At 75.6% G+C, this 14077-nt stretch carries 10 protein-coding genes; 4 read left to right on the top strand and 6 right to left on the bottom strand.

The window, feature by feature from the left end:
• Positions 1-309 precede the first annotated feature (309 nt).
• Together OHA86_RS31195 and OHA86_RS31190 are read left to right on the top strand one after the other, a co-directional pair.
• On the top strand, positions 310-1500 hold the full coding sequence (locus tag OHA86_RS31195; protein WP_329180645.1) for an acyl-CoA dehydrogenase family protein: 1191 nt from the start codon (positions 310-312) through the stop codon (positions 1498-1500).
• Positions 1497-2663 carry an acyl-CoA dehydrogenase family protein gene (locus tag OHA86_RS31190; protein WP_329180643.1) on the top strand — a complete coding sequence of 389 codons (1167 nt, stop codon included), beginning with the start codon at positions 1497-1499 and terminating at the stop codon, positions 2661-2663. Before OHA86_RS31195 ends, OHA86_RS31190 begins: the two co-directional genes overlap by 4 nt.
• 16 nt (positions 2664-2679) lie before the next feature.
• On the opposite strand, the gene OHA86_RS31185 is transcribed toward OHA86_RS31190, so the two are convergent.
• From OHA86_RS31185 to OHA86_RS31165, 5 genes are all read right to left on the bottom strand, one after another.
• On the bottom strand, positions 2680-3513 hold the full coding sequence (locus tag OHA86_RS31185) for a TrmH family RNA methyltransferase (protein WP_329180642.1): 834 nt from the start codon (positions 3511-3513) through the stop codon (positions 2680-2682).
• Positions 3506-4750 carry a uroporphyrinogen-III C-methyltransferase gene (cobA, locus tag OHA86_RS31180; protein ID WP_329180640.1) on the bottom strand — a complete coding sequence of 415 codons (1245 nt, stop codon included), beginning with the start codon at positions 4748-4750 and terminating at the stop codon, positions 3506-3508. The genes OHA86_RS31185 and cobA overlap by 8 nt, the downstream gene beginning before the upstream one ends.
• 441 nt (positions 4751-5191) lie before the next feature.
• Positions 5192-8734: a nicotinate-nucleotide--dimethylbenzimidazole phosphoribosyltransferase gene (gene cobT, locus OHA86_RS31175; RefSeq protein ID WP_329180638.1), complete on the bottom strand. Its 3543-nt coding sequence runs from the start codon at positions 8732-8734 to the stop codon at positions 5192-5194.
• A gap of 294 nt (positions 8735-9028) precedes the next feature.
• Positions 9029-10282, bottom strand: a complete 1254-nt coding sequence (gene cbiE / locus OHA86_RS31170; protein ID WP_329180637.1) for a precorrin-6y C5,15-methyltransferase (decarboxylating) subunit CbiE — start codon at positions 10280-10282, stop codon at positions 9029-9031.
• 164 nt (positions 10283-10446) lie between these two features.
• Positions 10447-11151 carry a GNAT family N-acetyltransferase gene (locus tag OHA86_RS31165; RefSeq protein ID WP_329180636.1) on the bottom strand — a complete coding sequence of 235 codons (705 nt, stop codon included), beginning with the start codon at positions 11149-11151 and terminating at the stop codon, positions 10447-10449.
• A 187-nt stretch (positions 11152-11338) separates the two neighbouring features.
• Here OHA86_RS31165 and OHA86_RS31160 point away from each other — a divergent pair, with 187 nt between their 5' ends.
• Positions 11339-12139, top strand: coding sequence for a class I SAM-dependent methyltransferase (locus OHA86_RS31160; protein ID WP_329180633.1), 801 nt, complete (start codon positions 11339-11341; stop codon positions 12137-12139).
• 45 nt (positions 12140-12184) lie between these two features.
• Here OHA86_RS31160 and OHA86_RS31155 read toward each other — a convergent pair whose 3' ends face one another.
• On the bottom strand, positions 12185-13255 hold the full coding sequence (locus tag OHA86_RS31155; protein ID WP_329180631.1) for a methionine ABC transporter ATP-binding protein: 1071 nt from the start codon (positions 13253-13255) through the stop codon (positions 12185-12187).
• A gap of 437 nt (positions 13256-13692) precedes the next feature.
• Here OHA86_RS31155 and OHA86_RS31150 point away from each other — a divergent pair, with 437 nt between their 5' ends.
• Positions 13693-14061: a hypothetical protein gene (locus OHA86_RS31150; RefSeq protein ID WP_329180629.1), complete on the top strand. Its 369-nt coding sequence runs from the start codon at positions 13693-13695 to the stop codon at positions 14059-14061.
• Positions 14062-14077: the final 16 nt, after the last annotated feature.

Here is a 14077-nt window from a genome sequence, read left to right as displayed (position 1 = left end):
CAGCATCACGGTGGCCACCGGCACCTTGCGGCGGCCTCTTCTCCGCCGCCTTGCGCCGCCTTCGCGCAGCCGCCGCGGACCGGCCGCCGCCCGGCGCCGCCCTGACCTGCGCTCCCGCGCCTGGCGGCGCCGCCCCCACCTCCCCGACCGGCCGCCGAGCACGGACCACGGCTGCCGGCCCGTTGCCGCAGGCGGCTGGCCGTACGTCCACGGCGGCTCCCCGGGCCGGAGGGGGCCTGGCGGAACGGGGAGCGGGTCGGTAAGTTAACAAGCGCTTGCTTAGGAGTGTGCGACGGAGAGGGTGCCGGTATGGGAAGCGTGAGCGCGGCGGACGTGCGCGATCGGGTACGGGAGCTGCTCGCGGCACGGGATCCGGCGGCCGTGGAACCGCTGGAATTCCTGCGGGCCCGCTTCGACGCGGGCCTGGCCTGGGTGCACTTCCCCGAAGGACTCGGCGGACTCGGCGCGCCCCGCGCGCTCCAGGCGGTGGTGAACGCCGAACTGGACGCGGCCGGGGCGCCGGACAACGACCCTCGCCGCATCGGCATCGGCCTCGGAATGGCCGCGCCCACCATCCTCGGCCACGGCACCGCCGAGCAGAAGGCCCGCTTCCTGCGGCCGCTGTGGACCGGCGAGGAGGTCTGGTGCCAGCTGTTCAGCGAGCCGGGGGCCGGCTCGGACCTGGCCGGGCTGCGCACCCGGGCGGTGCGCGACGGCGACGACTGGGTCGTGGACGGCCAGAAGGTGTGGACGTCGAGCGCCCACACCGCGCGCTGGGCGATCCTGATCGCCCGCACCGACCCGGACGTGCCCAAGCACCGCGGCATCACCTACTTCGTCTGCGACATGACCGACCCCGGCGTGGAGGTCAGGCCGCTGCGGCAGATCACCGGCGAGGCGGAGTTCAACGAGGTCTTCCTGACCGGCGTCAGGATCCCCGACGCGCACCGGCTGGGCGCGGTCGGCGACGGCTGGCGGGTGGCGCAGAGCACCCTGATGAACGAGCGGGTCGCGATCGGCGGCGGCGCGTCCGTACCCCGCGAGAGCGGCATGATCGGCACGGTGACCGCCACCTGGCGGGAGCGGCCCGAGCTGCGCACTCCCGAGCTGCACGACCGGCTGCTGCGGCTGTGGGTGGACTCCGAGGTGGCCCGGCTGACCGCCGAGCGGGTGCGCCAGCAGCTCACCGCGGGAGCGCCGGGCCCCGAGGGCTCCGGCCTGAAGCTGTCGCTGGCCCGGCTCAACCAGCAGATCAGCGGCCTTGAGCTGGAAATGCTCGGCGAGCAGGGCCTGCGGTACGGCGACTGGACGATGGTCCGCCCGCGCAGCGTGGACTTCTACGGGCGCGACGCGGGCTACCGCTATCTGCGGGCGAAGGGCAACTCGATCGAGGGCGGCACGTCCGAGATCCTGCGCAACATCGTGGCCGAGCGGGTGCTCGGGCTGCCGGCGGAACCCCGCAACGACAAGGACGCCGCATGGAAGGACCTGCCCCGATGAGCACTCCGCCGCCCTCCCCCGCCATTCCCGACCTGCTCTACTCCGACGTCGAGGACGATCTGCGGGCCGCGGTCCGCGCGCTGCTCGCCGACCGCTGCGGCCATGCCGCGGTGCTGGGCCGCGTCGAGACCGCCGAGCCGTACGATCCGGCGCTGTGGCGCACGCTGGCCGCCGACCTCGGCCTGGCCGGGCTGCTGGTGCCGGAGAAGCTGGGCGGCCAGGGGGCCTCGGCCCGGGAGGCGGCCGTGGTGCTGGAGGAACTGGGCGGCGCGGTCGCCCCGCTGCCGTTCCTGGGCAGCGCGGTGCTGGCCACCTCCGCGCTGCTGGCCTGCGGCACCGAGGATCCGGCGACCGCCGCGCTGATCGGCCGGCTCGCGGCGGGCGAGGCGGTGGCGGCGCTCGCGGTGCCGCTGTCGGCGGCGCCCGGCGACGGCTTCCCCGCGGCGGTACGCGCCGACGCCGGCGGGCGGCTGACCGGCGCGGTCACCAGCGTCGCGGACGCGCTCACCGCCGACGTGCTCGTCGTACCCGCGGTCGGCCCGGAAGGGCCGGGCCTGTACGAGGTGGCGGCGGCGGAGGCCGCGGTGGAGCGGCCCGTGTCGTTCGACCTGACCCGGCCGCTCGCCGACCTGGCGCTCGACGGCGCCCAGGGACGGCTGCTCGCGGGCGGCGACGCGGCGGCTGCCGCGCTGGAGCGGGCGCTGCTGACCGGCGCCGGGCTGCTGGCCTCCGAACAGCTCGGCCTGGCCCAGTGGTGCCTGGACGAGACGGTCCGCTACCTCGGCCAGCGGCGCCAGTTCGGCCGGGTCGTCGGCTCCTTCCAGGCACTCAAGCACCGGCTGGCCGATCTGTGGCTCGACGTGGTCTCGGCCCGGGCCGCGGCGCGCAACGCGGCGGGCGCGCTGGCCGCGCAGGCGTCGTCGTCCGACCCCGCGGTGGCCGCGGAAGCGGCGCTGGCGGTGGCCGTCGCGCAGGCGTACGTCTCCCCCGCCGCGGTACGCGCGGCCGAGGAGGCGGTGCAGCTGCACGGCGGTATCGGCATGACCTGGGAGCACCCGGCGCACCTGTATCTCAAGCGCGCCAAGGCGGACGAGATCGCGCTCGGCACCGCCGGCCGCCACCGGAGCGCCCTGGCCGCCTCCGTCGGTCTGCCGCCCGCCTGACCCGGCCCCGGGCGGCCTACGCCGACGACGCCGCGGGGCCGCTTCCCGCGCCGACCGCGTAAAAGGCGACCGCCGCCGCCGCGCCCACGTTCAGCGAGTCGATGTCGTGCGACATCGGAATGCGGACCAGGGTGTCGGCGGCGGCGAGCGCCCGGGGCGTCAGGCCGGGGCCCTCGGCACCCAGCAGCACGGCCAGCCGCGGGATCCCGGGCGCCGCGAGGTCGGGCAGCGCGGTCGCCTCCGCCGCCGGGGTGAGCGCCAGCAGCCGGAAGCCCGCCTCCTTCACCGTCCCGTACAGGTCGCGCGGCCAGGCGGTGAGCCGGGCGTAGGGCACCGAGAAGACCGCGCCCATCGAGACCTTCACCGAGCGGCGGTAGAGCGGGTCGGCGCAGTCCGGCGACAGCAGGACCGCGTCCATGCCGAGCGCGGCGGCGCTGCGGAAGATCGCGCCGATGTTGGTGTGGTCGTTGACCGCCTCCATGATCACCACCCGGCGGGCGCCGGCCAGCACGTCGGCCGGGTCCGGCAGCGCCTTGCGCTGCATCGCGGCGAGCGCGCCGCGGTGGACGTGATAGCCGGTGACCTGCTCGGCCAGCTCGTCGCCGACGACGTAGACCGGCGCGGGCACCTCGTCGATCACGTCCCGCAGCGCGTCCACCCACTTCTCGGTGAGCAGCATCGAGCGCATCGCGTAACCGGCCCGCAGGGCGCGCCTGACGACCTTCTGGCCCTCGGCGATGAAGAGGCCCTCGGCCGGTTCGCGGCGGCGGCGCAGCTCCACGTCGGTGAGCGCGGTGTAGTCGTGCAGCCGCGGGTCTTCCGGGTCGCCGACCGCGACCGGCTCAGCCACGGCCGGAACCGGCCGCGCCGGAGCGTCCCACGGCCACGACCTCGCCGATGACGATGACGGCCGGCGGGCGTACGCCCTCCTCGGCGACCGTACGCGCCACCGACGCCAAGGTGGCGTCCACCCGGCGCTGGGTGGCCATGGTGCCCTCCTGGACCACCGCGACCGGGGTGTCGGCCGGACGGCCGCCCGCGAGCAGGGTGTCCGCGATGGCGCCGATCCGCTCCACGGCCATCAGCAGCACGAGGGTGCCGCGCAGCCGGGCCAGCGCGGACCAGTCGACCAGGGAGCGCGGGTCGTCGGGCGCGACATGCCCGCTGACCACGGTGAACTCATGGGCGACGCCCCGGTGCGTGACCGGGATGCCGGCGGCGCCCGGCACACTGATGGAGCTGGAGATGCCGGGCACGACGGTCACCTCGATGCCCGCCGCCGCCAGCGCCTCGGCCTCCTCCATGCCGCGGCCGAAGACGTACGGGTCGCCGCCCTTGAGCCGGACGACGGACTTGCCGGCCTTGGCGTGCTCGATCAGCGCCGCGTTGATGGCCTCCTGGGCCATCGCCCGGCCGTACGGGATCTTCGCCGCGTCGATCACCTCGACGTGCGGCGGGAGTTCGCCCAGCAGGTCGCGCGGGCCGAGCCGGTCGGCGATCACCACGTCCGCCTCGGCCAGCAGGCGGCGCCCGCGTACGGTGATCAGGTCCGGGTCGCCGGGACCGCCGCCGACCAGCGCGACGCCCGCGGTACGCGCCCGGTGCTGCGGCGCCACCAGGCTGCCGTCCCGCAGCCCCTCGATCACCGCGTCCCGCACCGCGGCCGAGCGGCGCGGGTCGCGCCCGGTCAGTACGGCCACGGTCACGCCCTCGGTACGCCCGGTGGCCGGCGTCCACGCGGTCGCCGCGTCGGCGTCGTCGCTGCGGACGCACCACACCCGGCGCTCCGCCGCCTCCGCGGAGGCGGCGGCGTTCGCGGCCGGGTCGGTGGTCGCGACCAGGGCGTACCACGCCTCCGCCAGGTCGCCCGTGCGGTAGCCCCGGCGCTCCCAGCGCAGTTCGCCGGCGTCCGCCATCGCCTCGACCGAGGCGGTCGCCGACGGCGACACCACGACGATGTCCGCTCCGGCCGCGACGAGCGCGGGGAGCCGGCGCTGGGCGACCTGGCCGCCGCCGATGACCACGACCCGGCGGCCCGCCAGCCGCAGCCCTACGGGGTAGGCGGGGGCGTCGTCCTTCCGATCCATCCGGCCCGGCTCCTTACGTCACGCTTTGCGATTGGTCCGACCCGATCCTACGTTCCGCCATGTCCCCGCCCAGGTCCGCGCGGCGCCTGGGGGGCGCAGCGGGAGTGCCCCTGAGGGGGTGCCGCTTCCTGCTGCCTTCACACTCGCGGCGCCTCTCGGCGGGCCGCGCCCCTGGTGGCGTGCCCCCTGCCGAAGGGGGTGCCCGACAGGGGCGCAACGAACTGCGCGCGCAACCACGACGGCGCGGCAGGCGACGGACCGCCGCGAGCGGCTGTCACCCGGGGACGCGGGGAACTGTCCACCGGCCGGCGGGGCGGGACGCCACCCCACGTGGCACGCACCCCGGGAGGCGCTGGGGGCACCCCCGGGCGGAGTTCTGGGGGCGGAACCGCGCGCCCAGCCCCCACGGGCGGCAACCGGGCACGCCTCCGGACAGGAGAGCTACGCTTTCTCCGTCACACCCGCCGCGTCGAACGTCGCCACCTCGTGCATCACGCGCGCCGCGCTCTGGACGAGTGGCAGGGCGAGCAGCGCCCCCGTCCCCTCGCCGAGGCGGAGGTCGAGGTCGACGAGGGGCCGCAGGCCGAGGGTGGTGAGGGCCGCGACATGTCCCGGCTCGGCACTGCGGTGCCCGGCGATACACGCGGCCAGCACCTCCGGCGCGATCGCGCGGGCGACAAGCGCGGCGGCACCGGCGCTGACGCCGTCGAGGATCACCGGCGTGCGCAGCGCCGCCGCACCGAGCAGCAGCCCGACCATCGCGGCGTGTTCGAGCCCGCCGATCGCGGTGAGGACCGCGATCGGGTCGGCCGGGTCCGGCCGGTGCAGATCGAGCGCGCGCCGCACGACCTCCACCTTGCGCGCGTGCATCTCGTCGTTGATGCCGGTGCCGCGCCCGGTGACCTCCGCGGGGTCGAGCCCGGTGTAGACGGCGATGAGCGCCGCCGACGTCGTGGTGTTGGCGATGCCCATCTCACCGGTGAGCAGCGCCCTGTTGCCCGCGGCCACCAGATCGCGGGCGGTCTCGATGCCCACCTCGATGGCGCGCAGCGCCTCTTCCCTGGCCATCGCGGGACCCGCGGTGAAGTCGGCGGTGCCGGGCCGTACCTTGCGCGGCAACAGCCCCGGGGTGCTGGGCAGTTCGGTGGCCACGCCGACGTCGATCACGCAGATTTCCGCGCCGACCTGGTTGGCGAAGGCGTTGCAGACCGCGCCGCCGCCGAGGAAGTTGGCGACCATCTGCGCGGTGACCTCCTGCGGCCACGCGGTGACGCCCTGGGCGTGCACCCCGTGGTCGCCGGCGAAGATCGCCACCGCCGCGGGCTCGGGAATGGGCGGCGGGCACTGCCGGGACAGCCCGCTGAGCTGCGCGGAGATGATCTCCAGCATGCCCAGCGCCCCGGCCGGCTTGGTCATCCGCTTCTGCCGCTCCCACGCCTCACCGAGCGCCTTGGCATCCAGCGGGCGGATGCCGCGCAGCGTCTCCTCCAGCAGGTCCTGCGGCTCCTCGCCGGGCAGCGCGCGGTTGCCGTACTCCTCCTCGTGGACCACCCAGGCCAGCGGGCGGCGCTGCGACCAGCCGGACTGCATCAGCTCGGGCTCGTCGGGGAATTCGTCGACGTACCCGACGCACAGGTAGGCGACGACCTCCAGGTGCTCGGGCAGGCCGAGTTCCGCGACCATCTGGCGCTCGTCGAAGAAGCTGACCCACCCGACGCCGAGGCCTTCCGCCCGGGCGGCGAGCCACAGGTTCTCCACCGCGAGCGCCGCCGAATACGGGGCCATCTGCGGCTGGGTGTGGCGGCCGAGGGTGTGCCGGCCGCCGCGGGTCGGGTCGGCGGTCACCACGATGTTCACGGGGGTGTCGAGTATCGCCTCGATCTTGAGCTCGCGGAACTGCCGCGCGCGGCCCTTCGGCAGCGACTTCGCGTACGCCTCGCGCTGGGTCATCGCCAGCTCGTGCATCTTCTCGCGGGTCTTCTCGGAGCGGATGACGACGAAGTCCCACGGCTGCGAGTGCCCGACGCTGGGCGCGGTGTGCGCCGCCTCCAGGACGCGCAGCAGCACGTCGTGCGGGATCGGGTCGGAGCGGAAGCCGTTGCGGACGTCGCGGCGCTCGCGGATGACGCGGTGCACGGCGTCCCGTACGGCGGGTTCGTACGCCTCCGCGGGCTCCGACACCTCGGCCTCCGCGGCTCTGGCCTCGGCCCGGCGGGCGGCCCTGCGGCCGGTCGGGGCCTCCGCCCCGGTCCCGCCGTCGGCGGGTACGGGCGCGGCGGCGTCCTCGTCCTGCGGGGGTGCCGCCGCCGCGTGCGCACGGCCCGCGCGCTTGACGGGTGGGGTGCTCGGTACGGCGAGGCCGGCGGGCGCGTCGGCCGGGTCGGTCTCGCTGGCGGGCGCGTCGGCGGCGCCGGGCACCGCCTCGGGTCCTGCGGGTGCCGCGACGGCCTCGGGGGCCGCCTCGGTGACGGCGACAGCTTCCGCAGGCTCGGCGGCGGCCTCGTCAGGAGCCGCGGGAGCCGCCGCCGCGGGAGCCGGGGAAGCGGCGTGCTGGGCCGGGCCGTCGGCCGCGGCGGCCACCGCGGAGGCGAGGTCGGCCGGGCCCGTCGCCGGGACGAAGGCACCGTCACCCGCGGCGGGCGGGGCGCTGAAGGCAGGCCCGGACGGCGGTACGGCCTGCTCGGGGCCGACCGGCGCCGGGGCGGCGGCCTGGCCGGGGGCGGACGGGGCCGTCGCGGGATCGGGCTCCGCCACCGCGGCGGGTGCGACCGGCTCGGCGCCGGGCACGGAATCCTCCGCACCGGGCTCGCCCGCGTACACCGCCTGCTCGGCGCCGGAAGCCTGCTCCCCGTCGACCGTCTGGACCGGGGCCGGAACGGGCATCGGCATGGGCATGGGCATCGGCACCGCGACCGGTGCGGCCACCGGCTCGGCAGCGCCCGCTACGGGCGCACCCGCCTCGCCGCCGGCACCGGGCGCAGGCGCGACCGCGACCGCGTCGGCGGCGAGCGCACCCACGGGCTCGGCGCCGGGCGCGGCCGTCACCTCACTCGGCTCACCGCCGAAGGCGTGCTCCGGGCCGGGCTCGCCGGTGAAAGCAGCCACCGGCTCCGGGCCGGACGCAAGCGCGACCGCCTCCGCCTCGCCGCCGGAAACGACCGCCGGCTCCACGTCAGGCTCAACCACAGCCACCGGCTCGGCGGCGTACACCGGCTGTTCGACGGGGGCAGCCGCTTCCGCCACGGGAAGCACCGGCACCGGCGCCTCTGGGGCCGGGGCCGGGGGCGCCGCCTCGGCCGGGGGGAAGGCGAGGATCGGCTCGGGTGCCTGCTGGGACGGGATCACGCTGTCGGCGTGCGGGATCAGCGACTGCTGGGACGCGCTCTGCGCGGCGGGCCAGGCGCTGCCCGGGGCGGGGGCGGCCGGGTCGGTCGGTTCGCCGGTCTGCTGGGCGGGGATGCCGTGGATCTCGTCCTGCGCCGCGTCGAGGTGTTCGGAGCCGGCGCCCTGGGGCCGTACCGGCGGCGGGACGGGGCCGCCCTGCGCCGGGCCGCGGTCGGCGAGGGAACGTACGGAGACGCCGCCGCTGGGGGTGTCGTGGATCGGCGGCCCCATGTGCAACGGGCGGCGCGGGGCGGGGGTGGCGAGCGACGGTGCGTCAGTTCCCTGCGGAGTGCCGAAACCGGGCGCTGCCGTGTCGTGCACGGGGGCGGGCTGCGGCGGCACCGGCTGCGGGTCGCTCCAGGTGCCCTGCGGGCCGGGCATGAGCAGGACGTCGTCGTCCTCGTCGAGCCCGGCGCCGGGGGCGGCGGGCTGGTCGAGGTAGGCGTAACCGGGAGCGCCGTGCTCGGCGGGCGGCTCCGTGCCCCAGCCGGGGGCGGTCGCCAGCGGTGCGCCGAGTGCGTCGGTGTGCGGCTGGTGAGCCGCGTCGCCGACCGCGTTCTCCGGCAGCCCCTCGCCGGGGATCTGACCGGTGTCCGTCATGCGTGCCCCTCGCCCATCGGTTTCGCTCCTTCCAGCCGCTGCACCGCGCGCATCCCAACCCCCGCGGACTTCAACGAGTCCGCATGGGATGCGGCAACGTCGCCGCCGGAACGCCGGAAGTTTCGACGTCCCGTCAACGCACGACGACGGCACAACGATCCGTCAGCCTACCCCCCGGGACACCGCAGGCCATGCCGAAGTCCGCACCTCGGGACGTATCTCACACGACCCCTTGCGACAGCGCTCCGACCGGCGCAAACGCCGCCCGCGGAGGCCTCTTTGATCATGAACAGGTCACTGACGACTGGCGCACAGCACGAAGTCCACCGAGCGGTCCCGCTCGTCCCATCCGGCGTCCAGCGCGACGGACTGGAGCAACATGCGTTCGACCGCGTAACCGCCTTCGGTGAGCGCCCTGTCGACCGCTTCCGCCGCGTCCCGGGTGGCCGCGGTGGCGACGATCCGCTCGGGGCGGCGGGCGGCGCAGGCGGCGACGACGTCCGGGTCGGCGCAGCCGATCCTGACCACGTCGGGCTCCGGCAGGTCTTCGAGCGCCTGGGGCGCGGTGCCGTGCACGACCTGGATCTGGACGCCGGTCCGGCGGGCGGTGGCGGTTATCCAGTCGCAGGCGTCGGCGTCCCGGTCGACGGCGATGACGGCCGCGCCGAAGCGGGCGGCCTCCACCGCGACGGCGCCGTCGGCGGCGCCGATGTCCCACACGAGGTCGCCGGTCCGCGGGCCGAGCCTGGCGAGTTGGACGGCGCGGACGTGCGCCGGGACGTGGCCGCCGTAGTCGGCGGCGGGCAGCGCCCAGCCGCGGACGGGGCCGGGGAAGCCGGGGTCGCGGCCGGCGATCCAGCCGCCGGCGCCCGGCTTGGCCGGGGGTGTGCCGGCCGGCGGCAGCGGGGCGGCGGTCAGCCCGGCGATCCCGGGGAGGGCGGAGGTGGCGCCCCCGACGACGAGGACGACGTTGGGATCGCGCCAGATGTGGTCGGCGACCTTGTCCGAGGTCAGGACGCTGATCTGCTCGTGGTCGGTGCCGAGCGCCTCGCAGATGACGAAGGTGCGGTGCACCCCGGTGAGCAGCAGCGCGACTTCCGCGGGTCCCGCGCCGGGTGCGGTGAGCACCGCGACCTTGGGGTAGGAGCGGCAGACGTTGACCGCGCGGCGCAGGGTGCGGCTCGTGGCGACGACCACCCGGGCGTCGTCCCAGGGCATGCCCGCGCGGGCGAAGGCCCGTGCGACGGCGGAGACGCCGGGGATGACTTCGAGTTCGAGGCCGTGTTCGGGGTCGCGCAGGGCGCGGACCACGCCGAAGAAGCCGGGGTCGCCGTCGGCGAGCACGACCGCGGTGCCGCGGTGTCCCGCGATCCGGCGGGCAGCGATGTCGATACTGCCGAGCACGATGTGCTCGGCGTCCGCGGGGACATAGGGGAGGGCCAGGTGCTGGCGGGTGCCGGCCACGAGCGTGGCCGCGTCCAGCGCGGCACGGGCGGCGTCGGACGGGGGTGAGCCGTCCCATCCGATCACGGTGACCCGGTCGGCCATCGTCGTCTGCCCTCCATGCCGTGGGTCGCTGGGGTCCCGGTGGAGCCCTCGCGGCGAGGCGGAGGGATGGCCCGGGTGAGAACCCTAACCCGGCAGCGTGTGCGACGGTGTGCCGAGTCCGGTACGTATGTGCGGACGCGGTCCGCCGCGGCGGCGGGCGCGGGTCAGCGGCGCTGGGCGGCGGCGCTGTAGTCGGCGTAATCGGGGTAGGCGGCGCGGCCGTTGCCGTAGCCGTCGCCCGCCGAGGTGCGGCCCATCGGGTCGTCCGGGTCGTCGGCGTCGTCCAGGTCCTCCGGGAGCAGGCTCCACACCAGCAGGTCGGCGCGGGTCTCGGCCCAGCGGCCGTGCGGCTCGTCCTCGGGCCGGCTGCGGATGATGCCCGCGTTGCGCAGCACGCCCTCACTGATGCAGCCGATCTTCTGCGCGACCTGCTGCGCGGCGGTGTTGTCCGCGGCGGTGCGCAGTTCCACCCGCTCGAAGCCCTGGGTGCCGAACAGCCAGCGCACGACGGCGAGCACCGACTCGCTGGCGTATCCCTCGCCGCGGGCCCATGACGCGGTCAGGTAGCGGACCTCGGTGCCGTGGATCCGCCAGTCGGTGCGCTGCAGATGAACGGTGCCGACCAACCGCTGGGTGAGGAATTCGGTGACGGCGAGCACCAGTCCGCGGCCCGCGGCCCGGTCCGCGGGAGCCGTGGCGGTGATGAACTCGCGGGCCGCCTGCTCGGTGTACGGCCGCGGTGCGCCGGTCCACGCGGTCACCAGGTCGTCGTTCATCATCTCCACGAGTTCGGGGATGTCGGCCTCGTCGTACGGGCGCAGCACCAGCCGCTCCGTACTGAGTGAGATGTCCGGAAAGGTGGAGGTCATTCACTGCTCCGTAACCAGGGCATGGGTGGATTGCACAGCATGCAGCATCGCGCGCGGCACCCGCCGGGCAGGGTCGCCACGAGGGGCCGGCGGCGGGCGGAGGGGCGAACGCCCTTCCAGAGTAGGGCGGATGCCGGTCAGGCCGGGTATCCGTGCACGCCATCCGATCCTGCTACCGTCAGCCCGCGTGACGGTGCACCACGCAGCAGGAGTCGGTTATCAGCGGGCCGCGGGGGTCTATGAGCGCTCCCGGCCCTCCTATCCGCTCGCCGTGCTCGCCGCGCTCGCCGACGCCTTGCCGCTGGAGGCCGGCCGCACCGTGGTCGATCTCGGCGCGGGGACCGGCAAGTTCACCCGGCTGCTGGCGCTGACCGGCGCCGAGGTGCTCGCGGTGGAGCCGGTCAAGGAGATGCGCGAGACGCTGGCGGAGCTGCTGCCCGGGGTGGCGGTGACCGCGGGCACGGCGGAGGCGACGGGGCTGCCCGACGGGTGCGCGGACGCGGTGGTGGCGGCGCAGTCCTGGCACTGGTTCGACGAGCGGACGGCGCTGGCGGAGGTGGAGCGGCTGCTGCGGCCGGGCGGCGCGCTGGCGCTGGTGTGGAACACCTACGACACGTCGGTGCCGTGGGTGCGGGACTTCCAGGACATCTACTTCCGGCTGGCGCCGCGCGACCTGCCCAGTCCGCCGCTGACGTCGGCGCTGGGCGACGCGGGCCCCGGCGGCGGCTGGCGCAAGGCGTTCGAGGCGCGGGCCGCGGGCTGGGGCGAGGTCTCGGAGCGGCACTGGCCGAACCCGTACACGACGACGGTGGCCGCCGTGGTGGAGCGGATGGTGTCGTCCAGCCATATCGCGGTGCTGGACGCGGACGCGCAGGCGCGGGTGCGCGCGGAGGTCGAGGCGGTGCTCGGCGCGCACGACGCGACCCGGGTCAGCGGGGCGATCGAGATGCCGTACACCACGGACGTCTACTGGGTGCGGCGCGGCTGAGGCGCCCGAGCCGGTCCGCGACCGGGCGCCCTGGCCGGGTGGGGGTCAGGCGGACGAGGGCGCGGGACGCGGCTGTACGTCCGCGGCCGCGTCGGCGATGCCGGCCGTATCGGCGATATCGGCGATGTCGACCTGGATTCCCTGTTCGCGCAGGAAGCCGATCGGCACGACGTTGTCCTCGAAGCAGCCGGGCAGTTCGATCCGCATCCGGCCGATCTGCCGGCCGTCGCAGGTCTGCATGGCGGCGCCCAGGATGGACACGTCCACGTTGTAGGTGCGGGCCAGTTGGGAGATCACCGGCCGGTTCGCGCTGTCACCGCGGAAGGTGAGGTCGACGACCGTGCGGTCGGGGTCCGAGGGCTGTCCGCCGACCGGGAAGAGCTGGTCGGCGAGTTCCGAGCCGGGGGTGGCGAGCAGTTCCGCCACGGTGCCGGATTCCACCACACGTCCGCCTTTCATGAGGGCCGCCGAGTCGCAGACCGCCTTGACGACGTCCGTCTCGTGCGTGATGAGCAGCACGGTCAGGCCGAGCTGCCGGTTGAGGTCGCGCAGCAGTTCCAGGACGGAGCGGCTGGTCTCCGGGCCGGGCGCCGAGGTCGCCTCGTCGGAGAGCAGCACCTTGGGGCGGCCGGCCAGCGCGCGGGCGATGCCGACCCGCTGCCGCTGGCCGCCGGACAGCTGCGCGGGGTAGGCGCTGGCCTGGCCGGACAGGCCGACCAGGTCGAGGAGTTCGCGGGCCTTGCGGGTGCGCTCGCGGCCGGAGACGCCGAGGATCTCCAGCGGGAGTTCGACGTTGTCCTGGACGGTGCGCGAGGGCGGCAGGCTGACGTGCTGGGAGACCATGCCGATGCCGGCCCGGGCGGCGCGCAGCGCGGCGGGCGCCCGGTCGGCGCGGCCGGCCAGCGCGGTCAGGTCGCGGCCCGCCACCTCGACGGTGCCCGAGGTGGGGCGCTCGTGCAGGTTGACGCAGCGGATCAGGGTGCTCTTGCCGGCTCCGCTGCGGCCGACGACGCCGAAGACCTCGCCTTCGCGCACCGACAGGTCGACGCCGTCGAGAGCGGTGACCTCGCGGTCGCGCGAGCGGTAGACCTTGCGCAGGTCGGTGGTGGTGATCACAGGGGTGTCCATCGCGGTCGGGCGCGCGGCGGGCGTACCACCGCGCAAGGGGTGTGCTGGGGAGCGCGCCGGGGGTCGGCCCGCGCGGCGCTTCGGATGTCCGGCGGCGCGGCACGGCGCTGCACCGGGCGGGGGTGACGCGGGGCGCGGCGGTCGCGGGGCGGCCTGCCGCTCAGGGCCTCAGGTCAGGCGCACATTCGACACGTACGACGAACACCGGGCGTGGTCGCCCCGGTCGCGCGGCTGCGGCGGTTCGTCGTGGTCATGCGTCCAGTTAACCAGACATCCCGGACGGCGCCGAAATCCGGTCGACTCGTTCACTATCAGGACACAGTGCGGACATGGCGCCGGCACAAGCGGGCAGCGGGATCGCGGGCGCCCCCCGGGGGACGGGGGTGGGAGACCGGCGGGGGACGCGGCCGTAATAAAGTCGACGCATGCTCGACGCGGTCACCCTCACGGTCACGGTCACGGCACTGCTGCTCGCGGTGTGGTGCGGCTTCGCCGCGTATCGTGACGAGCCGACCAACGACTGGCACTTCATCGGCATGGCGGTGGTGACGCTCGCCGCACTGGTGCAGCTGGTGGTGGCGCTGGTACGGCTCGGGCACGGCGACCGGCCCGAGCAGGGGGTGGCGGTCTTCGTCGGCTATCTGATCGGCGCGGCCTGCACCATTCCGGCGGCGGCCTTCATGTCGCTGGCCGAGCGCAGCCGCTGGGGCTCGGCGATCGTCGCGGCCGGCGGCGTGATCCTGGCCGTGCTCGAACTGCGGCTGCACGACATCTGGGGAGCCGGACATGGCTGAGGACAGCACCGCGGAC

The sequence above is a fragment of the Streptomyces sp. NBC_01477 genome (assembly GCF_036227245.1).
Classification (GTDB): Bacteria; Actinomycetota; Actinomycetes; order Streptomycetales; family Streptomycetaceae; genus Actinacidiphila.
This window is presented reverse-complemented; position numbering and strand designations above follow the sequence as displayed.